Below are 23369 nucleotides of genomic sequence, written 5' to 3'. Positions count from 1 at the left end.
CTGCCGGTGCGCAGGCGCCGGAGATGACGTGCTGCTGCTCAGGTCTTCCTCAGCAGCATCCGCCGGACCGAATGGTCGGCGTCCTTCGTGAGCACCAGCTGCGCCCGGCCGCGGGTAGGCAGGACGTTGGTCACGAGGTTGGGCTCGTTGATCCGCTTCCAAATGTCCAGCGCAGTTTCACGCGCCTCGGCATCGGTGAGGTCCGCATAGCGGTGGAAGTACGACGCCGGGTTGGCGAAGGCCCCGCTGCGGAGTGACTGGAAGCGCTGGACATACCACTCTTCGATATAGGAGGTGCGGGCGTCCACGTAGATCGAGAAATCGAAGAAATCGCTCAGTGCCAATCCGGAGCGGCCGTCCGGCCTGGTCCTGGCCGGTGCCAGGACATTCAGGCCCTCGACGATCAGTACGTCGGGACGCCGAACCACGATTTCCGAGTCGGGAACAATGTCGTACGTCAGGTGCGAATAGCGCGGAGCCCGGACTTCTTCGGCTCCGCTTTTCACTGCGCTGACGAAGCGCAGCAGCCGGCGCCGGTCGTAGCTCTCCGGAAAGCCCTTGCGCTGCATCAGGCCGCGCCGCTTGAGTTCGGCGTTGGGGTAGAGGAATCCGTCGGTGGTAATCAATTCCACATTGGGGGTATCCGGCCACCGGCGCAGCATTTCGCGCAGCACGCGGGCGGTGGTGGATTTTCCGACGGCGACCGATCCGGCCACCCCGATCACGAAAGGCGTCCGCGTGGTCTTCTCTCCGAGGAAGGTCGTGGTGGCGCTGTGCAGCTTGCCGGCAGCCGCGACATAGAGGTTCAGCAGGCGGGAGAGCGGCAGATAAACCTCGCGGACCTCATCGAGGTTCAACTGGTCGCCCAGGCCGCGCAGACGGGTGATGTCTTCCTGGTTGAGCGGGGACTCGATTTCGTGGGACAGGCGTGACCAGGTCTGCCGGTCCAGCTCAACGAATGGGGTGAAGTTGGTCTCTTGGCCGTTGCCGGACGAGGCCCGCGGAGTTGGTTCGGTCACCCTAGGAATTGTGCACTGCCTCGCCGGGCAATCCAAACGTGCAGTGGGGCGGCAGAGGTCCCTTGCGCCGGGCGTTTCGTCGCCTGCCTTATCCTGCCGGTACGCTTAGCACTATGTGTGGAATCGTTGGATACGCTGGCCGGCCCGAAGCTGCCTCTGCAATGGGGCACAGCGCCCTTGACGTCGTCATGGAAGGTCTTCGCCGCCTTGAGTACCGCGGGTACGACTCCGCCGGTGTGGCTGTGCTGACCGGGAATGGTGTTGAGTCACGGAAGAAGTCAGGCAAGCTCGCCAACCTCGTGGCAGAGCTCGAAGCAGCGCCGCTGCCGGTGGCGACCACGGGCATTGGCCACACCCGCTGGGCCACCCACGGCGGCCCCACGGACGGCAACGCCCACCCGCACCTCGCGGACAATGACCGCCTCGCCGTGATCCACAACGGCATCATCGAGAACTTCGCCGAGCTTAAGGAAGAACTGCTCGCCGCCGGAGCCGTTTTCCGCTCCGAGACTGACACCGAAGTTGCCGCTGCCCTGCTGGGCCGCATCTACGCTTCGGAAGGCGGCCAGGACCTGGCCCGCAGCATGCAGCTCGCGTGCCAGCGGCTCGAGGGCGCCTTCACGCTGCTGGCCGTTCACGCGGACTCCCCGGACACCGTCGTCGCGGCCCGCCGGAACTCCCCGCTGGTAGTAGGGCTGGGCGACGGCGAAAACTTCCTCGGGTCCGATGTATCCGGGTTCATTGACTTCACCCGCCGTGCCGTGGAGCTGGGCCAGGACCAGATTGTGACCATCACGCCGGACGCCGTCACCATTACCGATTTCCACGGCCAGCCCGCTGAGGGCACCGAGTTCGAAGTCAACTGGGACGCTGCTGCAGCCGAAAAGGGCGGGTATGACTCCTTCATGGAAAAGGAGATCAACGACCAGCCGCAGGCCGTGGCGGACACCCTGCTGGGCCGCTCCGATGCTGACGGCCGCCTGACGCTCGATGAACTTCGAGTCAGCCCGGAGGAACTCAAGTCCATCAACAAGATCATGGTCCTCGCCTGCGGTACCTCGGCGTACGCGGGCCAGGTTGCGAAATACGCGATTGAGCACTGGTGCCGTATTCCCGTGGAGGTGGAACTCAGCCATGAGTTCCGTTACCGGGATCCGATCGTTGATTCAAACACCTTGATCGTTGCCATCTCGCAGTCCGGTGAAACCATGGACACCCTCATGGCTGTCCGGTATGCCAAGGAACAGGGCGCGAAGGTCCTGGCGATCTGCAATACCAACGGTTCAACGATTCCGCGGGAAGCGGACGCTGTGCTGTACACGCACGCCGGTCCGGAAATCGCTGTCGCCTCGACCAAGGCCTTCCTGGCACAGATCACCGCGACCTACCTGCTGGGCCTCTACCTGGCACAGATCCGGGGCAACAAGTTCCAGGGCGAGATCAAGGACATCCTGGCGGACCTGGCCAAGGTCCCGGCCAAGATCCAGCAGCTCCTGGACAGCTCGGGTTCCATCAAGGAACTTGGCAACCTGATGGCCGGAACATCTTCGGTGCTCTTCCTCGGACGGCACGTCGGATTCCCCGTGGCCATGGAAGGCGCCCTGAAACTCAAGGAACTGGCCTACATCCACGCCGAGGGCTTTGCCGCCGGTGAACTGAAGCACGGCCCGATCGCGCTCATCGAGGAGGGCCAGCCGGTCTTCGTCGTCGTCCCCTCCCCGCGGGGCAGGGATTCGCTGCACGCCAAGGTGGTCTCCAATATCCAGGAGATCCGTGCCCGCGGGGCGAAGACGATTGTCATCGCCGAAGAGGGCGACGACGCCGTCAAGGCCTACGCCGAGCACGTATTCTACGTTCCGGAGACGCCGACGCTGCTGGCACCGCTGCTGACCACTGTCCCGCTCCAGATCTTCGCCTGTGCCCTGGCCACCGCCAAGGGATACGACGTCGACCAGCCGCGGAACCTCGCAAAGTCCGTCACTGTCGAATAACAGTCCCGGCAACGGGCAGCCAAGGGGGAACGCATGATTGTGGGGATTGGCGTGGACGTAGTGGATGTCCCGCGCTTTGGACGCCAGCTTGAACGCACACCCGGCCTCCGCGCGAGGCTCTTCGTTCCAGCCGAACGGGAGCTGAGCCTGCGTTCCCTGGCGGCACGGTTCGCGGCCAAGGAAGCCGTGGCCAAGGCCCTGGGCGCTCCGGCCGGAATGAACTGGCAGCACTGCCAGGTGGAACTGGACCCAGCCGGTGCTCCGAGGATCCGTGTCGAGGGAACGGTGGCTGCGGCCGCCGAGGCCAAGGGTGTGCGGACCTGGCACCTGTCCCTGAGCCACGACGGCGATGTAGCCACTGCCATGGTGGTCGCTGAGGGCTAGTCTGGTACGCATGATCAGTGCGTATCCGGGGTCCGCGGTCCGTGCAGCGGAGCGCCCGCTCCTTGAAGCCGGTGCCGGTCCGGACCTGATGCAGAAGGCCGCCCACGGACTGTACCGCAGCGCTGCCGCGCTCCTGGCCCAACGCCGCGGCCGGATCTACGGAGCCGCCGTCGTCGTCTTGGCGGGTGCAGGCAACAACGGCGGGGATGCCCTCTACGCTGCCTCCCGGCTGCTGGCACGCGGTGCCGGCGCCACCGCGCTACTGACCTCGGAGCAGTCGCATCCGGAGGCACTCGCTGCGTTCCGCAGCAACGGCGGCAGGGTTCTGCGGCTGCGCGATGAGACCGTGCCTGCCGCACTGGCACTGTGCCGCGAATCCGACGTCGTCCTGGACGGGATTCTTGGCACCGGCGGCAAAGGGGGACTTCGGTCCCAGGCCGCGCAGCTGGCAGTGCTCACACCGGCACGCCTGCGGCGGGGAGAGTCACCGGCAGTCATCGCCTGCGATCTTCCCAGCGGGATCGACGCCGATACCGGGCAGGCACCGGGACCCCATCTTCGTGCGGACCTCACGGTGACTTTCGGTGCCGTCAAAACCGGATTGATGGCCGGCCCCGGGGCAGAGGCTGCGGGCGAGATCGAACTCGTGGACATCGGAATCGCCGGGTACCTTGACGGCCCGGCCGTGCAGCGGCTGGAGAACCGGGACATTGCTGCCCTGCTGGCGGAACCGGTTCCGGGGGACCACAAGTACAGCAGGGGAGTCCTTGGCATCGCAGCAGGGTCGGAAACATATCCTGGCGCAGCCGTCCTGGCCACGGGTGCGGCACTTGCCACGGGAACGGGGATGGTGCGCTATCTCGGACCGGAGCCGGTCTCCAGGCTCATCCACGCCGCGCATCCCGAAGCAGTCTGCGCGGACAGCACGGTGCCCCTGACCCACGTGCAGGCGTGGGTTGCCGGCCCAGGCGCCGGAGTCGATGAAGACCAGAGGCGCAGGGCGGTGGAGGCCATGGCTTCCGGGCTCCCCGCCGTGATTGACGCAGATGCGATCCAGGCCGTGGAACCGGGCCTGGGCCCGCAGGTCATCCTTACTCCCCACGCCGGAGAAATGACCGGGCTGCTGAACTCCCTGGGAGAGCGTGTCGACCGGCCCGGTGTCGAGGCTGATCCGCTGGCCTGGGTGCGCCGGGCCGCTGACCTCACCGGGGCGACCGTCCTGCTGAAGGGCTGGGCAACACTGGTCGCCGCTCCCGGCGGACCCGTCTACAGCCAGGCGGAAGCGACGCCCTGGCTGGCGGCCGCCGGCAGCGGGGATACGCTTTCCGGCATCCTTGGAGCTCTGCTGTCCACCGATCGGTCCGGGACCCGCGGCCCGGGACACTATGCCCGTGTGGCGGCTGCCGCCGCCAGCATCCACGGACAAGCCGGGAAGCTCGCTGCCGAAAGCGGTCCGGTGGAAGTGTCTAAACTGCCCGAGAGCGTCCGATCGGTCATGGGAGGCCTGCTGCACGGCTGGCGCCCGGATGCTCAGCGTGCTGACATACTGTAAAAGTAAGTAGGCGTAGTAATGCCTGCACCAGCTACAGCAGTCAGGAGCTTGTGAATGGAAGTCTGGCCCGGAGATGCATACCCGCTGGGAGCCACGTACGACGGCAACGGCACAAATTTCGCCCTCTACAGTGAGGTAGCGGATTCGGTCACGCTCTGCCTGTTTGACGACGACGGCACGGAATCGTGCGTTCCGCTCACGGAAGTAGACGGCTATGTCTGGCACTGCTACCTCCCGCACGTGGTGCCCGGACAAAAGTACGGCTACCGGGTGGACGGGCCCAACAACCCCGAACAGGGCAACCGCTGCAACCCGAGCAAGCTGCTCCTGGATCCTTATGCCAAGGCCGTCTCCGGCCAGATCGACTGGAACCAGTCCCTGTTCGGCTACAACTTCGGTGACGAAGACTCCCGCAATGACGAGGACTCCGCGCCCCACATGATGAAGGCCGTGGTTGTTAACCCGTTCTTTGACTGGGACGGAGACCGGCTTCCACGCACCGAGTACCACCAGTCCGTCATCTACGAAGCGCACGTCAAGGGCCTGACCCAGCAGCACCCCGAGGTTCCCGAGGAGCAGCGCGGCACCTACGCCGGCATCGCGCACCCTGCCGTGATCGCCCACCTGCAGAAGCTGGGCGTGACGGCCCTGGAGCTGATGCCGGTGCACCAGTTCGTCAACGATTCGACGCTGCAGGACAAGGGCCTCTCCAATTACTGGGGCTACAACACCATTGGCTTCTTCGCCCCGCAGAACACCTACGGGTCCGCCGGGGACGAGGGTCAGCAGGTCCAGGAGTTCAAGGCGATGGTCAAGGCCCTGCACACGGCCGGCATCGAAGTGATCCTGGACGTGGTCTACAACCACACCGCCGAAGGCAACCATCTGGGCCCCACGCTCTCTTTCCGCGGAATCGACAACGCTGCCTACTACCGGCTGGTGGAGGACGACAAGCGCTACTACATGGACTACACGGGCACCGGTAACTCGCTGAATGTCGGCAACCCGCACTCCCTGCAGCTGATCATGGATTCGCTGCGTTACTGGGTGACCGAAATGCACGTTGACGGTTTCCGCTTCGACCTCGCCTCCACTCTGGCCCGCGAGTTCTACGATGTGGACAAGCTGGCCACGTTCTTCGAGCTGGTGCAGCAGGACCCGGTAGTCTCCCAGGTCAAACTGATCGCCGAACCGTGGGACATCGGACCCGGCGGCTACCAGGTGGGCAACTTCCCGCCGCAGTGGACGGAATGGAACGGCAAGTACCGTGACACGGTCCGGGATTTCTGGCGCGGAGAGCCCTCGACGCTGGGCGAATTCGCCTCCCGCATCACCGGTTCCGCAGACCTCTATGAGTCCTCGGGACGCCGTCCGGTTGCATCCATCAACTTCGTCACCGCGCACGACGGATTTACCCTGCGCGACCTGGTCTCCTACAACGAGAAGCACAACGAGGCCAACGGCGAAGACAACAACGACGGCGAGTCCCACAACCGTTCGTGGAACTGCGGCGCCGAGGGCCCCACGGATGACCCCGACGTCCTTTCCCTGCGCGCCCGCCAGCAGCGCAACTTCCTGGCCACGCTGCTGCTGTCCCAGGGCGTTCCGATGATTTCCCACGGCGACGAGCTCGGCCGGACCCAGAACGGCAATAACAACGGCTACGCGCAGGACTCCGAACTGACCTGGATCAACTGGGAGAACATGGACGCTCCGCTGATGGAGTTCACCGCCGCGGTGAACAAGCTGCGCGCCGAGCACCCCACGTTCCGCCGGCGCAGATTCTTCGACGGCCGCCCGGTGGAGCGCGGGGAGGAAGACGTCCTGCCGGACATCGTCTGGCTCAATGATGACGGCACGCCCATGAAGCCCGAAGATTGGGACAGCCAGCTGGGGCGGTCCCTGGGAGTGTTCCTGAACGGGCAGGGTATCCGCGGAAACGACCGCCGCGGCCAGCCCATCACGGACGCGAGCTTCCTGCTCTACTTCAATGCTGACGACGACACCGTTACGGTCACGTTGCCGCCGCAGGAGTACGGCGACCTGTGGGACGAGGTCATTGACACTGCGGGCGAGGGAGCGGATGCGGACCCCGTCCGCAGTGACGGCAAGCTGGAAGTCGCAGCGAAGTCCATGGTCGTGCTGCGCGCCCACCCGCAGGAAGAAGAAGTCCGCGACCATTCCGTTGCGGCTTCCCTGGCTGTGCTGGCCGGCGCCAAGACGCGGGAGAGCACCGTATGAGGGCGCCCCGCTCGACGTACCGGCTGCAGCTCCATGAGGGATTCACCCTCTTGGACGCTGCGGCGCTGGTCCCGTACCTGCGGGACCTCGGAGTGGATTGGGTCTACCTCTCGCCGCTGTTGAAAGCGGAGGACGGTTCAACACACGGTTATGACGTTACCGATCCGTCACGCATCGACCCGGCCAGGGGCGGGCCTGAGGGATTCCGGGTTCTCGCCGACGCTGCTCACGGCGCCGGCATGGGTGTGCTCGTGGACATCGTGCCGAACCACATGGGCGTGGCCACCCCGCGGGCGAACCAGTGGTGGTGGTCGGTGCTGCGGGACGGCCCGGACTCCCGGTACGCCGAGGCCTTCGACATTGACTGGGCCGCCGGGAACGGAAAACTCAGGCTGCCGGTGCTCGGGGACAACAATGATGTCCTGGACGAGCTGCGGATTGAGGACGGCGAGCTGCGCTACCACGAGCAGGCTTTCCCTCTGGCGGAGGGAACGTTCACACCGGGCGACTCCGCACGGGAAGTGCACTCCCGACAGCACTACGAGCTGGTGAATTGGCGCCGGGCGGATAACGAGCTCAATTACCGGCGGTTCTTCGGGGTTAATACCCTGGCCGGGGTAAGGGTCGAGGTTCCGTGGGTGTTCGAGGAATCGCACGCCGAAATCCGCCGCTGGTTCCAGGAAGGACTGGCCGACGGCCTGCGCATCGACCATCCCGACGGGCTTGCTGACCCGGCCGGTTACCTGGAACAGCTCCGGGAACTCACCGGCGGAGCCTACGTGCTCGTGGAGAAAATCCTGGAACCGGGAGAAAAGCTGCCCGCCTCCTGGTACACGGCAGGAACCACCGGGTACGACGCGCTCGCCGAGGTGGATCGGTTGTTCGTCGATCCGGAGGCCGCTGCTGCGCTGACGGACGCGTCCGACGCCGAGCCCTACCGGCACATGATCCACGACACCAAGCGTGCAGTCGCGGACGGGCTCCTGCATTCTGAAGTGCAGCGGCTCGTACGGTTGCTCCCGCCCGGCTCCGGCCTGGACGCGGAAACCGCAACGGACGCCATCGCGGAGCTGCTGGCCTGTTTCCCGGTCTACCGCAGCTACCTTCCCGAGGGCGCTGGCTATCTGGACGAAGCGGCGCTGAATGCACGGGTGCGACGCCCCGACCTGGAACCCGCCATTGAGGTCCTGCTGCCACTGCTGCGGGGACAGGCCGGTGACAGCCAGGACGGTCTCGGTGAGCTGGCGGTGCGGTTCCAGCAAACCTCCGGGATGGTGATGGCCAAGGGCGTAGAGGACACCGCGTTCTACCGCTACACCCGTTTAACCTCACTCAATGAAGTGGGAGCGGATCCCTCGGTGTTCGCGATGGAACCGCACGACCTGCATTTGGGAATGATGCTCCGCCAGCAGGAGGCCTCCGCTGCCATGACGACGCTGAGCACCCATGACACGAAGCGCAGCGAGGATACCCGGGCCCGGATCAGCGTACTGACGGAGATGCCTCAGGAGTGGACCGAAGCCGTCGCCGAACTGGCGGAGCTGCTGCCGCTTGAGGACCGCCCCCTGGCCGAACTGGTGTGGCAGGCGCTCGTCGGAACCTGGCCGCTGGAGCGCAGCCGGGCCCATGCCTACGCTGAAAAGGCAGCGCGCGAAGCGGGAGACAGCACCACCTGGACGGCGCCCGATGAGGCTTTCGAGAAGCAGCTCCATGCCCTGGTTGACGGAGCCTATGACCATCCGAGGGCCAACGCGGTCCTGGAATCGGTCGTTGACCGGATCCGCCGTGCCGGTTACTCCAATGCGCTGGGTGCGAAACTGGTCCAGCTCACGATGCCCGGTGTCCCCGACGTGTATCAGGGGACCGAGCTGTGGGACCACTCCCTCGTGGACCCGGATAACCGGCGGCCCGTTGATTTCGAGGCACGCAGGGCCCTCCTGTCCGCTGTTTCCGATCAGGCGGCGGCATCGGACCAGCCCGGGGCAGGAGAGCTTCCCGGAATAGACGAATCCGGGGCAGCAAAAATCCTGGTGACCAGGGAGGCCCTGCGGCTGCGCCGGGACAAACCCGCGCTTTTCACCGGGTATTCGGCACTGGTAGCCACGGGCGCGGCCGCCGGTCACTTCTTTGGATTCGACCGCGGGGGTGTACTCACCGCGGTGACCAGGCTTCCCCTCGGACTCGAACGCGCCGGGGGCTGGCAGGACACCACGGTCCAGCTTCCGTCCGGAACCTACCGGGATGCACTGAGCGGCGCTGCCTTCACAGGGACGGCCGTAGAAGCTGCAGAATTATTCGCGCAGTACCCCGTGGCGCTGCTGGTCCGCGAGGAGGACGCATGAGCACTGCATTTGACGTATGGGCACCGAAAGCCAACAACATGCGGTTGCTGGCAAATGGCCTGGAGCAGCAGATGGTGCGGGGTGAACAAGGATGGTGGCATGCCCCTGAGCCCGTGCCGGGCGAAGCGGACTACGGGTACCTGATCGACGACGCCGTCCACGCCGTGCCGGATCCGCGTTCCCGCCGGCAGCCCGCCGGGGTCCACGGGCTTTCCCGCACCTTCGACCCGGAGGTGTTTCCCTGGACAGACCAGGACTGGGCATCCCCGGGGCTGACCGGCGGAGCCATCTATGAGCTCCACATCGGCACGTTTACCCCTGAAGGCACGCTGGATGCAGCGGCGCAGCGGCTTGACTACCTGGCCGAGCTCGGAGTGCAGTATGTGGAGCTCATGCCGGTCAACGCCTTCAACGGTCACCACAACTGGGGCTATGACGGAGTGCTCTGGTACGCCGTGCAGGAGACCTACGGGGGACCGGAGGCCTATCAGCGGTTCGTTGACCAGGCCCATGCCCGCGGCCTGGGGGTGATCCAGGATGTTGTGTACAACCACCTCGGTCCCAGCGGCAACTATCTGAACCTCTTCGGACCGTACCTGAACGAGGCCGCCGCCACGGGGTGGGGTGACGCCGTCAACCTGGACGGGCCGCAGTCTGACCAGGTGCGCCAGTACATCCTGGACAACCTGGAGATGTGGTTCCGTGACTACCACGTGGACGGGTTGCGGCTGGATGCCGTGCATGCGCTCCGGGACGAACGCGCCCTCCACATCCTTGAAGAGATGGCTGCCCTGACTGACAACCTCTCTGCGGAACTTGGCGGATCACTGTTCCTCATTGCCGAATCGGACATGAACAACCCCCGGGTCATCACCCCGCGGAGTTTGAACGGCTACGGGCTGGCAGCGCAGTGGTCCGATGATTTCCACCATGCCGCACACACCAACCTGACCGGTGAGACAGACGGCTATTACGCAGATTTCGATTCCCTTGGTGCGCTGGCGAAGGTATTGCAGCACGGATTTTTCCACGACGGGTCCTACTCTTCCTTCCGGGAACGCCGCCACGGGCGTCCGCTGGAAAAGTCGGTGCACAACGCCCGGCAGCTGGTGGTGGCAACACAGAACCACGACCAGATTGGCAACCGGGCTGCGGGGGACCGGCTGACGGCAGGACTGGGATATGAGCAGCTGGCGCTCGCCGCCGTGCTGAACCTCGCGTCCTCCTGTACCCCGATGATTTTCATGGGCGAGGAATTCGGTGCCTCGACACCCTGGCAGTTCTTCACATCGCATCCCGAGGAGGAACTGGGCAAGGCAACAGCAGAAGGCCGGATGCTGGAGTTCGCCCGCATGGGATGGGATCCGGCGCAGGTGCCTGACCCCCAGGATCCGCAGACCTTCGAGAACTCCAAGCTGGACTGGTCGGAAATCGCCGTCGGCCGCCACCCGTTCCTGCTGCAGCTCTACCGGGAGCTGCTGCATCTTCGGCGAACCATGCCCGAGTTGAGCGAACCGGATTTCCGCAAAATCGAGGTGGATTTCGATGAAGTTTCCCGCTGGCTCACTATTCGGCGGGGGAACGTCGTGGTGGCGTTGAACTTCGCCGATTCGCCGAGGGAAATGCCGCTTCCCGTGGAAGGTCCCGTAACAGTCGTGCTGGAGACGGCACCGTCGCTCATGGCCGACGGCGCGATCGAGCTCCCCGGATACGGGGCAGCCATCGTGTCGGGCGCCTAGGCCCGGGACACCCGGCAGTGTTTTCGATTAGCCCCGGCACCGGTGACAGGATGGACCCATGACTTACACCCCCGCGGATGACCGCTACGATTCCATGCCCTATCGGCGAGTAGGCCGCAGCGGACTGCAGCTGCCCGCCGTCTCGCTGGGCCTGTGGCACAATTTCGGCGACGACAGGGACTTTGAGACGCAGCGGGCCATCCTCCGCCGCGCCTTCGACCTGGGCGTTACGCATTTTGACCTCGCCAACAACTACGGGCCGCCATATGGTTCAGCGGAAACCAACTTCGGCCGCCACCTTCGGGACGATTTCCGTCCCTTCCGCGATGAACTGGTGATCTCCAGCAAGGCGGGCTACGACATGTGGCCCGGTCCCTACGGAAACTGGGGCTCCCGAAAGTATCTGCTCTCCAGCCTGGACCAGTCGCTGAACCGGATGGGCCTGGACTACGTGGACATTTTCTACAGCCATCGTCCCGATCCGCACACGCCGCTGGAAGAGACGATGGGCGCCCTGGACACGGCGGTCCGGTCCGGGCGGGCACTGTATGCCGGCATTTCGTCCTACTCGCCCGAGAAGACCCTGGAAGCGGCACGCATCCTGCAGGACCTGGGCACCCCGCTGCTGATCCATCAGCCTTCATATTCCATGCTCAACCGCTGGGTGGAGCAGGGCGATCCCAACTTGTTCCAGGCACTGGCGGAAGCCGGCGCAGGTTCCATCGCCTTCTCGCCGCTGGCGCAGGGATTGCTCACGAACAAGTACCTGAACGGCGTTCCCGAGCAGTCGCGTGCCGCAGCGGGCAAGTCCCTGGACCCCTCCCAGCTGTCGGAAGAAAACCTGGAACGGATCCGCGGGCTGAACAGCATTGCCGAATCCCGGAACCAGACGCTGGCACAGATGGCGATCGCCTGGGTGCTGCGCCCGCAGAAGAACGGAAGTGCCGTCACCTCCGCACTGGTGGGGGCCTCCAGCGTGCGGCAGCTCGAAGACAGCCTCGCCGCGGTACAGAACCTGTCCTTCACGGACGGGGAACTGGCGGAGATCGACACATACGCGCAGGACGCCGGCATCAATCTCTGGGCCGCAGCACTGGACGCCTGAGACATCATGGCTGAGGCTGTACCGACTGGACCGCCAACGGAGCGGAGCGGGACCGGAGCATCTTCGCCGGCAGGACGTGTGTCCATCCGCGAGGCGGTGGAAAGCGACTGGCCCGGCATCTGGGCACTGATGGAACCGATTGTGCGTGCCGGGGAGACCTACTGCTGGGACAGGCAGATGGACAGCGGGGGTGCGCGGGAACTCTGGTTCGAGCCTGTCCCGGCCCGCGTCTGCGTGGCGGTGGACGGGGACCGGGTTTTGGGGACCGCGCAGCTGCATCCGAACCGCGGCGGCGGGGGAAACCACGTTGCCAACGCTTCGTTCATGACGGCTCAGGAAGCATCCGGGCGCGGCATCGCCCGGATGCTGGCTGCCCATGTCCTGGCCGAGGCGGCTGCGCAAGGGTACCTGGCCATGCAGTTCAATGCCGTGGTGGAAACCAACGTCCGGGCCGTGGCCCTCTGGCAGTCCCTCGGCTTCCGGATCCTGGGCACGGTCCCGCGCGCGTTCAAGCACCCGGTGCAGGGCCTGACGGGCCTGCACATCATGCATAAGGACCTCACAGAAGGCACCCAGTGATCCGCACCGGTGCCGTCAATGAAACAATGGATCCGTGAATTACCTCGAAGCAGTACCTCCGGCGGAGCGCAGCGCCGTCGTTGATCTTGCCGCAATCAGGCACAACGTCCGTCATCTCGCCGAGATCGCCAGGCCTGCCCGCCTCATGGCCGTCGTGAAAGCGGATGCCTACGGACACGGTGCCCTGGACATCGCGCGGGCTGCCTTGGAAGCAGGTGCGGGCTGGCTCGGCGTCGCACATATTTCCGAAGCGCTGGCGCTGCGGACCGGCGGCGTTTCCGCGCCCCTGCTGGCATGGCTGCACACAGCGGACAGCGACTTCGCCGCTGCAGTTGCAGCGAATATCGACATTGGAGTTTCCGGCTGGGAACTTGAAGCCGTAGTGGCAGCGGCGCGTGAACTGGAGGTCCCCGCGCGGGTCCACCTGAAGATCGATACCGGACTCGGACGGAACGGCTGTCCCGAGGACCTTTGGGAAACGTTCGTAGGACGGGCGCTGGCCTACCAGGAAGACGGCCTGCTCCGCGTGGTCGGCATCTTCTCCCATCTGGCGGTGGCAGACGAACCGCATCGCGAGGAAACTGATGTCCAGCTGCAGAAGTTCCGCGACGCCGTGGCCGTAGCTGAAGACGCGGGAGTGGACCACGAAGTCCGGCACATCGCCAATACTCCCGCTGTGCTGTCCCGCCCGGACTCGCATTTCGACCTGGTCCGCGTGGGCCTGGGAATGTACGGGTTGTCTCCGTTTGCCGGCCAGAGCGCGGCTGAGCTGGGGCTTCGGCCTGCCATGACGCTCAAGACCACCATTGCCAACTGCAAGGCCGTGCCTGCCGGGCAGGGCGTCTCCTACGGGCTGCATTACCAGACGGCGGAGCCCACCACCCTGGCCCTGGTGCCGCTGGGCTATGCCGACGGTATTCCGCGGATCGCGACCGGCGGTCCGGTCATGGTGGACGGCGAAGTGTTCCCCGTTGTGGGGCGCATCGCCATGGACCAGATGGTGATCGACCTGGGCCGCACCGGCATTGCCGGTACCCCGGCGTCGTTCATCGGCAAGGAAGCAATCCTCTTTGGCGGCGAAGGCGCTCCGGGAGTTGAGGAATGGGCGCAGGCCGCAGGATCAATCAACTACGAGATCATCACCCGGATCAGCGGCAGGGTCACCCGCAGTTACATCGATACCGACGCCGGCACCGCAGCTGATGCGCTCGAAGCCGGTTCCGCTGCGGTGCTGCCGTGACCCGTGAATGCGCCGGCGGCCGGCACTGGGAGCGCGAGTACCGGACTGCCGGCGCAGGCCAGACCCAGGAACTGGCCCGGGCGCTGGGTACCTCCCTGCGCGCGGGCGACCTGCTGCTGCTGTCCGGAGAGCTCGGGGCGGGAAAGACCACCTTTACCCAGGGCCTGGGCGAGGGGCTCGGCGTCCGCCCCGGGATCATTTCTCCTACCTTCGTGCTCGTGAGGATTCATCCATCGCAGGGCTCCGGGCCGGACCTGGTGCACGTCGATGCCTACCGCCTGGCATCGCCGGCGGAGATCGACGACATAGACCTGGAGAACACCATGGACACTTCCGTCACGGTGGTGGAGTGGGGTGCCGGAATGGTGGAGCATCTCTCCGAAAGCCGGCTCGAGGTGACGCTGCTCCGTGCCACGGGCAGTCCGGACACGGAACTGGTGACGGACTTCTCCTCGGAAGACGACGACGAGGAACGAATTGTCCGCATAGCCGGCATCGGTCCGCGCTGGGCAGCTCCTCCGGAACAGCTCGGCTAAGCCAGCCGGACCGCACGATGGGCAGATCCTGCAGATGGCTGCTCGTGCCCAGCGGAACGCTGCGGGGGCCCAGTGAACGCGGTGGATTTTTCCTCGCTGCCGGATTTCGCTGACGCAGCGGAACTGGAACAGCAGGCGGAGCAGCTGGCCGCGGCCGGAAAAGCCGCCTCCGAAACAGCTTCGGCGTGCGGTGAGGTGTGGCAGGGGCTTAGCGGGATCTACCGTGCCCCGAGGCGGAACTTGCCTACACCGCCTTCGACCCGGGCAGCGTGCCCTGTCGGTCACGGAGAACGCGGCGATCGTGGGAGGCGCGTCCCTGGCTACGGGCGCCGTCGGTGCGTGGGGTGGTGCGAAAGCCGGCGCCGTTGTGGGAGGGCTGGTCGGCAGCTGGGTGCCAGTGGTCGGGACAGCTGCCGGCGCGGTGGTGGGCGGTATCGTGGGTGGCACCGTCGGCAGCGGAGTCGGAGAGACGATCGGAAAAGAAGGCCAAGGGTCTATGGCATTCATTCTGGGGCTGATTTTGGGCCTGGCGGGGCTTGCCATGGGCTGGCGTGCGTACACAGGCCGATGGAGGACCTGGCTGGGACAACCCGGCCTTGTGCCCCGGGTACGGGCCTATCCGGCCCTGGGCATGCTGTATGGAGGAATCGGGCTCCTGACTGCGGTGCTGCTGTGGGAGGTCGACCCCGATTCACTCGCCAAGCCGCTTCTCGGAGTCCTGCTGGTGCTCACACTCGGCGGTATTTGGACCTTCCTGGTGAGCTTGGTCTGGCTGCCGAGGTTCATGCTTCCGCGTTGGGTCAAAATGGCGGAAAAGGTCACGGAAGGCGCAGCGTGACGGCCGCTGGATCCAGTACACCCACGAATCCGGGGGTGGCCGGCGGGTCCCCCGCGGAGGTGCCTGCTCCGGAAGGGGCCGGCGAAGTCGTCCGGCACATGTGGGACCAGGACTGGTTCATCTGGCAGCAGGTCGGCGGGACCGGCACCCTGCCGACCGGTATCCAGGCAGGCTCGGCCGGGACATGGCAGCTGCTGCGCAGCGGAGCTGCCCTGGTCCGCCCAGGACGGCCGCGGTGCCTCGCGAACCGGCTCGCCGGCCGGGCTGCGTAAAATAGGAATCGTGCTTATCCTCGCCATCGACACCTCCGCAATCGCCAGTGCGGCACTCCTGAACGGTGAGGGCGGAATTCTCGCAGCCTTCGCCACCGAAGACACCCGTTCCCACGCGGAGGTCCTCGCTCCGGGCATCGCGCGGCTCCTGCAGGAGGCCGGCGTCACGGGGGAAGACATTGACGCCCTGGTGGTTGGTACCGGTCCCGGTCCGTTCACCGGGCTGCGCTCCGGCATTGCGACTGCGCGAACCCTTGCCTTCGCCTGGAACAAACCGCTGCACGGAGTGATGAGCCTGGATGCCATTGCCGTCGATGCTGCCCTCCACGCCTGGCGGGCCGGCGTGGACGAGTTCATCGTTGCCACGGATGCCCGCCGGAAAGAGGTCTACTGGGCGCATTACCGCAGCACCGGCGGGACCCCCGAGCTCCTGGCCGGCCCGCACGTTTCCTCCCCTGGGGAGGTTCCGCAGCTGCCGGTCTACGGTGCCGGAGCAGGCCTCTACCCGGACAGCCTCAAGGGTGTACAAGACTTTGCCGCAGCCCAGCCGACGGCCCAGGCGCTGGGCCGCACCGCCGTCGTGCGCCTGGTCCGCGGGCTCGGCCTGCTGGACAGCTCGCCGCTCTACCTCCGCGAATCCGATGCCAAGGTTCCCGGGCCGCGGAAGCGTGCCCTGTGAGTGTCCCGGCCGTCAGTATCCGCGTCATGACCGAGGCCGATATCCCGGCCGTTGACGCCCTCGAACAGGCCATGTTCCCGGTGGATGCCTGGCCTACCCAGATGTTCTACGACGAACTTGGCCAGGAAGACACCCGTTCCTACTACGTAGCCGAAGCCCCGGACGGGACGGTCATTGGCTATGCGGGCCTGATGTGCGTGCTGCCGATCGCGGACGTGCAGACCATTGCCGTCGATGCAGCCTGTGAGGGAAGCGGAATCGGTTCCCGGCTGCTGACCGCGCTCCTGGACGAAGCGAAAACCCGCGGCGCGGCCGACGTGCTGCTGGAAGTCCGGGCAGATAATCCCCGGGCACAGCGGCTGTACCGGTGGTTCGGCTTCGAACAGATCCATGTACGTCCGCGCTACTACCGCGACGGCGCCGATGCGCTGATCATGCGCCTGGAACTTTCCGCCTGGAACGGCTCGCCGCACGGCGGCCAAGACCCTGTGAAGGACAAATAAACATGAACCGCACCGACCCCCTGGTGCTCGGTATCGAGTCTTCCTGCGACGAAACCGGCGTAGGAATCGTCCGCGGCAACACCCTGCTGACCAACGCCGTTTCCTCCTCCATGGAGGAGCACGTGCGGTTTGGCGGCGTGATCCCGGAGATCGCCTCCCGCGCCCATCTGGACGCTTTTGTTCCTACCCTGCGCCAGGCCCTGGACGAGGCGGGAGTAACGCTCGACGACGTCGATGCCATTGCCGTGACCTCCGGCCCCGGGCTGGCCGGCGCCTTGATGGTTGGAGTCTGTGCGGCGAAGGCACTGGCGGTTGCCACCGGCAAGCCGCTGTACGCGATCAACCACTTGGTGGCGCATGTAGGCGTTGGCGTGCTCGACGGCGGCGCACTCCCGCAGAACCTCGGAGCTTTGCTGGTCTCCGGCGGGCACACCGAAATCCTGCGGGTCGGCTCGCTGACCACGGACGTTGAACTGCTGGGCTCCACCATCGACGACGCCGCCGGAGAGGCCTACGACAAGGTGGCCCGGATCCTGGGCCTTGGTTATCCCGGCGGCCCGGCCATCGACCGGCTGGCCCGCGAAGGCAACCCCCAGGCCATCAGGTTCCCGCGTGGACTCAGTCAGGCCAAATACATGGGTTCGCCGGAGGCACCCGGACCGCACCGCTACGACTGGTCGTTCTCCGGGCTGAAGACCGCCGTGGCCCGCAGCGTGGAGCAGTACGAGTCACTCGGCCAGGAGCCCCCGGTGGCGGACATTGCGGCGTCCTTCCAGGAGGCCGTGGTGGATGTGATCACGTCCAAGGCGGTGCTCGCGTGCACTGAGCACGGCATCACGAACCTGCTGCTCGGCGGGGGAGTAGCCGCCAACTCACGGCTGCGCGAACTGACAGCCGAACGCTGCGCTGCCGCGGGCATCAGCCTGCGCGTTCCGCCAATCAGCCTGTGCACTGACAACGGGGCCATGGTCGCCGCGCTGGGAGCGCAGGTGGTGATGGCAGGCGGGGAACCGTCAGGCGTCGATTTCACGCCGGATCCCTCACAGCCGGTGACGAGCATCCACCTGGCTGCGTAGGTTCCTGCCCGGAGCGCCGGAGCGCCGGAGCGCGGAAGCTTACGCTTCGCCGCGGAGCTGCCGGACGCCGTCGAGCACTACGGCACGGAGGTCCCCGCCGTTCGCCTCAGCGACCCTGCGCTGGCGCTGGTATCCGGCACCGCGTTCGATGATGCCGGCGACGTCGGCCAGTTCCGCACCGCAGCCAAGCTTCTCGGCAACAGGAGCCAGACGCGGCAGGACGTCCTCGAGGAGATGCTCGGTGACCAGCTTCTCGTTTCCGGCAGCGTCGAGGATGATGATGGCATCGAGCCCGTACCGGGCAGCACGCCATTTGTTCTCCTGCACATGCCACGGCGGCATGGTGGGGATCGTCCCGCCGTTGTCCAGGATGGTGGAAAACTCATCCACCAGGCACTGGGTCAGGGCAGCAATGGCACCAATGTCGGTAGCGGTAGCAAGCCCGTCGCAGACCCGCAGCTCAATAGTCCCGAGCGCGGGGACCGGGCGGATGTCCCAGCGGATTTCGCTGATCGAATCGATCACCCCTGTGGTGAACATGTCCTGCACATAGGACTCGTACTCACTCCACGAACGGAACTGGAACGGCAGACCGGCCGTGGGCAGCTGCTGGAACATCAGCGCACGCTGCGAGGCGTAGCCGGTGTCATCCCCGCACCAGAACGGTGAGGAGGCGGAGAGCGCCTGGAAGTGCGGGAAGTAGTTGACCAGTCCGTCCAGAACCGGCAGGACCTTGTCCCGGGAATCCAGGCCCACATGGACGTGGACGCCGTAGATCAGCATCTGCTGGCCCCACCACTGCGTGCGGTCGATCAGCTTGGCGTACCGTTCCTTATCCGTCACGGGCTGGGAACGCGGAACAGCAAACGGATGGGTGCCGGCACAGAACAGCTCAACGCCCATCTCATCGGTGACCCGCCGCACGGCGGCCATGGAACGCGCCAGATCCGCCTTTGCCTCGGCCACGGTGGCGCAGATGCCGGTGACGAGCTCCACCGTGTTTTCCAGGAGCTCCTGCTTGATATGCGGGTGTTCCTCATCCGCACTAAGCTCCGGGTCCGCGGCGTTGACCGCCCGAAGGACCTCGTCGGCCACAGAGAGCAGCTCACCGGTTTCCCGGTCGACCAGGGCCAGTTCCCACTCGACCCCAAGGGTCGACTGCGGGGAAGCTGCAAACTCAATGTCCAATATGTCTCCTGCTGTATGTCGAAATGTTGCCTCCATCTGCGCGCCTTTGCGTTATAAGAGCCAGTTCAATCGTAGCCCGGCGTCATCGCTGGTGAGTCACGGTGCAAAAGCCCACCCAGGGAGCAGCCCGGCGATAATGGGACAATGCCCATCCTGAACAAAGACATGACCCTCTGCATCTCGCTGGCGGCCCGTCCCAGTAATATTGGCACCCGCTTCCACAACTACCTCTATGAGCAGCTGGGCCTGAACTACGTCTACAAGGCCTTCGCGCCCGCGGACCTGGCCCAGGCCATTGCCGGGGTGCGGGGCCTGCCGATCCGCGGCGCTGCAGTGTCCATGCCCTACAAAGAGGACGTCATTGCCCTGGTGGACCGAATGGACCCCTCCGCGGCGGCCATCGATTCCGTGAACACCATCGTGAACGACGACGGCGTCCTCACCGCCTACAACACCGATTACCTGGCGATCGCCCGGCTGCTGGCAGACCACGAGGTCCCCTCGACCAGCTCAGTGCTGCTGCGCGGTTCCGGCGGGATGGCGAAGGCAGTGGCTGCAGCCCTCCGTGATGCAGGATTCAGCGACGTGTGCATTGTGGCCCGCAACGAGGGCACCGGCCGCGCCCTGGCCGACCTGTACGACTTCGACTGGCGGGCCGAACCGGGAACGGCCACCGCGGACCTGCTCATCAACGTCACACCTCTCGGCATGGCGGGAACCGAAGAGGACGTGCAGTCCTTCGCGGACGAAACCATCGCGGCCGCACAGACGGTGTTCGACGTCGTCGCGCTTCCCTCCGAGACTCCGCTCATCCGCGCAGCACGGGCAGCCGGCAAAAAGGTCATCACGGGAGCCGAAGTCATCGCCATCCAGGCCGAGGAGCAGTTCGTGCTCTACACCGGAGTGCGTCCCACGCCCGAGCAGGTCCGCGAAGCCAGCGAGTTCTCCCGCAGCTAGGCTCAGCCGCTAGCTTTCCACGGCGGACGCAACAGGCTCGACGACGATCGCCACACGGTCCTCGCCGATCCGGGTGAGGACCAGGGTGGCTTTGTTCGGGCCTTTGCCCGAGCCGGTGAGCAGTTGCTTGCGCAGTTCCTCCGGCGTCACGGACATGCCGCGCTTCTTGATGTCCAGCACTCCGATACCGTTGGCGCGGACCCAGGCCTTGAGCGCCTTGACGTTATAGGGGCGGACTTCCAGGATCCGATAGGCACGGGCGAACGGAGTCTCCAGCAGCTCCGGAGCCGCGATGTAGGCGATCTGCGGATCCAGCAGGTGTCCGCCCAGGGAACGCGCGACGTCGGCCACCAGACCCGCGCGGATGACCGCGCCGTCGGGCTCATACAGGTAGCCTTCAGCCGGACCGGTGCGCACATCCTGGGCACCGGGAACATAGTCCTCGTGCGAGGTCAGCTCTGCGGCACCGGCCGGGCCAATCACCAGCGCCGCACGGCGGATCCCGGGACGGCGCAGCTCGTTGAACCAGAGCGTTGCCTCGATGACGTCGCCGCCCACGGACACCCACTGGACCTCGCAGCCGGCCGGAACCGACTCATGCGGAATCCCCGGGCCGAGTTTCACGCCGACCGGCATCCCGGCGTCGGCCAGCGACTCCACGAAGGACAGCGGAGGGGAGAAGGCTTCCGGGTCGAAGATGCGGGAGGTGCCCGACGACGACGTCGTCCGCCGCGCGGGATCCAGCCAGACGCCGTCGAACCCGGCCAGATCGAAGCTCTCAGCGTCGCCCTGGACCACCGTGGCTTCCGGCCAGGGCATGAGGTTGATGGTGGCCACGGCGGCAGTGATCTCATCGAGCTCGACGGCGGTGACCCGGCGGTCCAGCGTAGCCAGGGCCAGGGAATCTGCGCCGATTCCGCAGCCCAGGTCGGCGACCTTTTCCAGGCCCGCTTCCTGGTAGCGCTGGGCATGGAGGGCAGCCACGTTGAGGCGGGTGGCCTGCTCCAGGCCCGCGGGGGTGAACAGCATGTGCTCGGCAAAGGGACCGAACTTGGCCCGGGCCTTCATCCGCAGCTTTGCCTGGGTGAGGACGGCGGCAACGAGCTCGGGGGAGTGCCCGGCCTTGCGCAGGTCGGTGTTCAGCTTCAGGGACTCGGACTCCAGATACGGGCCGAGGGAGTTGAGCAGGGCCCAGCCTTCGGGGGTCAGGACGTGGGCAAGGGAAGTGTCGGGCATGGATACAAGCCTAGTTCTTCGCGCGCAGTGCGGGTTAGGCGGCCACCGCGGGCCCGGAGCGTGGGGAGTTCTCCCCATCGCGCGTCCGCAGCCGTTTCCTCTACAGTTTGAGGGTCCGCGTTGAACTATGGGGGAAAATTGGCTCTGCCCGGTTATGACATATCAGTAGAAGCGTGCCGTGGAATCCTGAACCGAGTCGGGACAGATCCCGGCCCTGAAACCGCGCACACCCAGCTCAGCGGGGCAATCGACCAGGTTCTGGGGACCATGTCGAGCCCCGCCATCGCGGCTGCGCTGATGGATCTTTGGAACGATACCCTCCATCTCCACTGTGAAGCCGCCCAAACCCGGACCAGCAACGCGGTGAGCGGCGTGGGACAAGCAGTCAGCGCCTATGTCGCCGGCGACTTGGAGATGGCAGAGGACGCCCGCCGCGCTGCGGTGGAAGCGCCCTCCATTGAACTCGACGATGTGAAGAGCTTCTGATGCTGGACGTCTCAGGGCTGCAGAACTGGGTGGATGCCGAGGCTACCCGAACGGGCGCGGATGCCCTCCGAACTGCCGGCGGGGCATTCCGGGAGGCCGTCGAAAACCAGGAAACGGCGTGGGCCGGGATCTCAGGCTGCTATGAGGCACCTGAACGGGAGGACATCCTCGCTGTCTTCAGGAACATCACTCCGCACTCGGAGCTGGTGGAATCAGCAAGTACACAGGCTGCGTCTGCCCTCACCGACTTCGCGGACCAAGTTGCCGCGCTGAACATCCTGCGCAAGGACCTGCTGGCACGGGTTGCCGCATTTGGGCCTCCAGCCTGTACCCCGGAAGATCCGGACGGCAGTATCCAGGACATCCAGAGGCTGTTGCTCCAGACGGAAATCGACAGGCTTGCCCGCAGCTATCAAGAGGCGGAAGAAACGTGTGCCGCCGCGCTGAACAACGTCACGGGGCATAATCCCGGCTTGGTTGGAGCCTTGGCCGGACCCAACGTGGGTCTCGTTGCCGCTGCGGCCGACAACGTCATGGGAGTGCACACCTTCCAGCGCGTCACGGTTGTCAACGCACGCGAGGTGCCGATGCCGGTCCTGGAACGGCGCTTCACTCCGCTACTTGGCTCCTATGACCAGCTCACCGGTCCGGAACAACTGGGTTACCGCTGGCTGCGGGAAGGCGACCAGTGGATTTCTGTTCATTCTCCCCTGCACCCGGATGCCGGCATCACCCGGCGCCAGTGGTTTACCCAGGAGGTTTACCGGACGGTGCGTGAATGGCGCCCAGAGGTGAGCCGGAACATGTATAACCGCTCCGAGTGGTACCGGACACGGGTGGACGCCCGGCCTGACCGCTGGCACGTTCCGGACGCGCAGAAGCCCAGCTGGACGGAGACCCCCGGCTCCCTGAAAGGGATCAAGGTTGGCGGCGCTGTCCTTACGACGGCGATGGCCGGCCTTACGTTCGCGGACAACAGGGCTGAGAACCACAACCAACTGCTGCGCGAAAACCCGGAAATGAGTGACGCCGACCGGGAATTCCGAGCCAATGAGATGGCGGCTGTACAAACCGCCACATCCGTCGGTATCGACCTCGGAGCCGGCGCGGCCGGTGCAGCCATCGGTACCGTCATTGGCGGTCCCGTTGGCACCGTGATCGGGTTCGGTGTTGGCATGGGGATTTCATGGCTTACTGACGCAGGCAGCGACGGCAACAGTTTCAAAGACAAGGCCTCCGAATTCACGGTTGACTTGTATGACTCTGCCAAAGACGCCGTTTCCGGAGGCTTTGAAGCTGCCGGTGAGGTATGGGACAAGTTGTGGGGAAAGTGACGTCCCGCGCTAATGTGGGTCAGCTGCGGGCTGATTCCGCCTCACAGACGAAGGACGCAAAGAAGGGTGTTC

The 23369-nt window shown here is 65.5% G+C and carries 21 protein-coding genes; 18 read left to right on the top strand and 3 right to left on the bottom strand.

Going from position 1 to position 23369, the window contains the following annotated elements; translation table 11 throughout:
- Positions 1–38: 38 nt before the first annotated feature.
- Positions 39–1019: a type I pantothenate kinase gene (gene coaA, locus TVB01_RS04925; protein WP_422454595.1), complete on the bottom strand. Its 981-nt coding sequence runs from the start codon at positions 1017–1019 to the stop codon at positions 39–41.
- A gap of 113 nt (positions 1020–1132) precedes the next feature.
- On the opposite strand from coaA, the gene glmS reads away from it, so the two are divergent.
- From glmS to tsaD, 15 genes are all read left to right on the top strand, one after another.
- Positions 1133–3010 carry a glutamine--fructose-6-phosphate transaminase (isomerizing) gene (glmS, locus tag TVB01_RS04920; protein ID WP_422454594.1) on the top strand — a complete coding sequence of 626 codons (1878 nt, stop codon included), beginning with the start codon at positions 1133–1135 and terminating at the stop codon, positions 3008–3010.
- A 33-nt stretch (positions 3011–3043) separates the two neighbouring features.
- On the top strand, positions 3044–3394 hold the full coding sequence (locus TVB01_RS04915; protein ID WP_422454592.1) for a holo-ACP synthase: 351 nt from the start codon (positions 3044–3046) through the stop codon (positions 3392–3394).
- Positions 3395–3404: 10 nt separating this feature from the next.
- Positions 3405–4946, top strand: a complete 1542-nt coding sequence (locus TVB01_RS04910) for an NAD(P)H-hydrate epimerase (RefSeq protein ID WP_422454590.1) — start codon at positions 3405–3407, stop codon at positions 4944–4946.
- 54 nt (positions 4947–5000) lie between these two features.
- Positions 5001–7187, top strand: a complete 2187-nt coding sequence (gene glgX, locus TVB01_RS04905) for a glycogen debranching protein GlgX (RefSeq protein WP_422454588.1) — start codon at positions 5001–5003, stop codon at positions 7185–7187.
- On the top strand, positions 7184–9529 hold the full coding sequence (gene treY, locus TVB01_RS04900) for a malto-oligosyltrehalose synthase (protein WP_422454587.1): 2346 nt from the start codon (positions 7184–7186) through the stop codon (positions 9527–9529). Before glgX ends, treY begins: the two co-directional genes overlap by 4 nt.
- Positions 9526–11268 (top strand): malto-oligosyltrehalose trehalohydrolase, encoded by a 1743-nt coding sequence (gene treZ, locus TVB01_RS04895; RefSeq protein ID WP_422454586.1) that lies wholly within the window; start codon positions 9526–9528, stop codon positions 11266–11268. Before treY ends, treZ begins: the two co-directional genes overlap by 4 nt.
- Positions 11269–11326: 58 nt before the next feature.
- On the top strand, positions 11327–12373 hold the full coding sequence (mgrA, locus tag TVB01_RS04890) for an L-glyceraldehyde 3-phosphate reductase (RefSeq protein ID WP_422454584.1): 1047 nt from the start codon (positions 11327–11329) through the stop codon (positions 12371–12373).
- Positions 12374–12451: 78 nt separating this feature from the next.
- The gene (locus TVB01_RS04885; protein ID WP_422454582.1) at positions 12452–12952 is read left to right on the top strand and encodes a GNAT family N-acetyltransferase; all 501 of its coding nucleotides are present in this window, start codon (positions 12452–12454) and stop codon (positions 12950–12952) included.
- A gap of 34 nt (positions 12953–12986) precedes the next feature.
- Complete coding sequence (gene alr, locus TVB01_RS04880; protein ID WP_422454580.1) at positions 12987–14192, top strand: alanine racemase; 1206 nt, start codon at positions 12987–12989, stop codon at positions 14190–14192.
- A complete protein-coding gene (gene tsaE, locus TVB01_RS04875) occupies positions 14189–14728 on the top strand; it encodes a tRNA (adenosine(37)-N6)-threonylcarbamoyltransferase complex ATPase subunit type 1 TsaE (protein ID WP_422454578.1) in 540 nt (179 codons plus the stop codon). Before alr ends, tsaE begins: the two co-directional genes overlap by 4 nt.
- Positions 14729–15029: 301 nt before the next feature.
- On the top strand, positions 15030–15566 hold the full coding sequence (locus TVB01_RS04870) for a hypothetical protein (RefSeq protein ID WP_422454576.1): 537 nt from the start codon (positions 15030–15032) through the stop codon (positions 15564–15566).
- Positions 15563–15838, top strand: coding sequence for a hypothetical protein (locus tag TVB01_RS04865; protein WP_422454574.1), 276 nt, complete (start codon positions 15563–15565; stop codon positions 15836–15838). The genes TVB01_RS04870 and TVB01_RS04865 overlap by 4 nt, the downstream gene beginning before the upstream one ends.
- Positions 15839–15848: 10 nt before the next feature.
- A complete protein-coding gene (tsaB, locus tag TVB01_RS04860; RefSeq protein ID WP_422454573.1) occupies positions 15849–16517 on the top strand; it encodes a tRNA (adenosine(37)-N6)-threonylcarbamoyltransferase complex dimerization subunit type 1 TsaB in 669 nt (222 codons plus the stop codon).
- A gap of 26 nt (positions 16518–16543) precedes the next feature.
- Positions 16544–17020 carry a ribosomal protein S18-alanine N-acetyltransferase gene (rimI, locus tag TVB01_RS04855; RefSeq protein ID WP_422454571.1) on the top strand — a complete coding sequence of 159 codons (477 nt, stop codon included), beginning with the start codon at positions 16544–16546 and terminating at the stop codon, positions 17018–17020.
- A gap of 2 nt (positions 17021–17022) precedes the next feature.
- Positions 17023–18096 (top strand): tRNA (adenosine(37)-N6)-threonylcarbamoyltransferase complex transferase subunit TsaD, encoded by a 1074-nt coding sequence (tsaD, locus tag TVB01_RS04850; RefSeq protein WP_422454569.1) that lies wholly within the window; start codon positions 17023–17025, stop codon positions 18094–18096.
- 39 nt (positions 18097–18135) lie between these two features.
- On the opposite strand, the gene TVB01_RS04845 is transcribed toward tsaD, so the two are convergent.
- Entirely contained in the window at positions 18136–19284 is a 1149-nt protein-coding gene (locus TVB01_RS04845; protein WP_422454567.1) for a glutamate--cysteine ligase, read from the bottom strand.
- 144 nt (positions 19285–19428) lie between these two features.
- Between TVB01_RS04845 and TVB01_RS04840 the strand changes: the two genes are divergently transcribed.
- On the top strand, positions 19429–20241 hold the full coding sequence (locus TVB01_RS04840; protein ID WP_422454566.1) for a shikimate 5-dehydrogenase: 813 nt from the start codon (positions 19429–19431) through the stop codon (positions 20239–20241).
- 9 nt (positions 20242–20250) lie between these two features.
- Here the strand turns inward: TVB01_RS04840 and TVB01_RS04835 are convergent, their stop codons facing one another.
- Entirely contained in the window at positions 20251–21477 is a 1227-nt protein-coding gene (locus TVB01_RS04835) for a class I SAM-dependent methyltransferase (RefSeq protein WP_422454565.1), read from the bottom strand.
- 120 nt (positions 21478–21597) lie between these two features.
- On the opposite strand from TVB01_RS04835, the gene TVB01_RS04830 reads away from it, so the two are divergent.
- The gene (locus TVB01_RS04830) at positions 21598–21963 is read left to right on the top strand and encodes a DUF6507 family protein (protein ID WP_422454564.1); all 366 of its coding nucleotides are present in this window, start codon (positions 21598–21600) and stop codon (positions 21961–21963) included.
- Positions 21963–23297 (top strand): hypothetical protein, encoded by a 1335-nt coding sequence (locus TVB01_RS04825; RefSeq protein WP_422454563.1) that lies wholly within the window; start codon positions 21963–21965, stop codon positions 23295–23297. The genes TVB01_RS04830 and TVB01_RS04825 overlap by 1 nt, the downstream gene beginning before the upstream one ends.
- Positions 23298–23369: the final 72 nt, after the last annotated feature.

This window comes from Arthrobacter sp. 7Tela_A1 (assembly GCF_049311065.1).
GTDB lineage: Bacteria > Actinomycetota > Actinomycetes > Actinomycetales > Micrococcaceae > Arthrobacter_B.
Note: the sequence above shows the minus strand (reverse complement) of the source record. Positions and strands in the feature narration are given on the sequence as shown.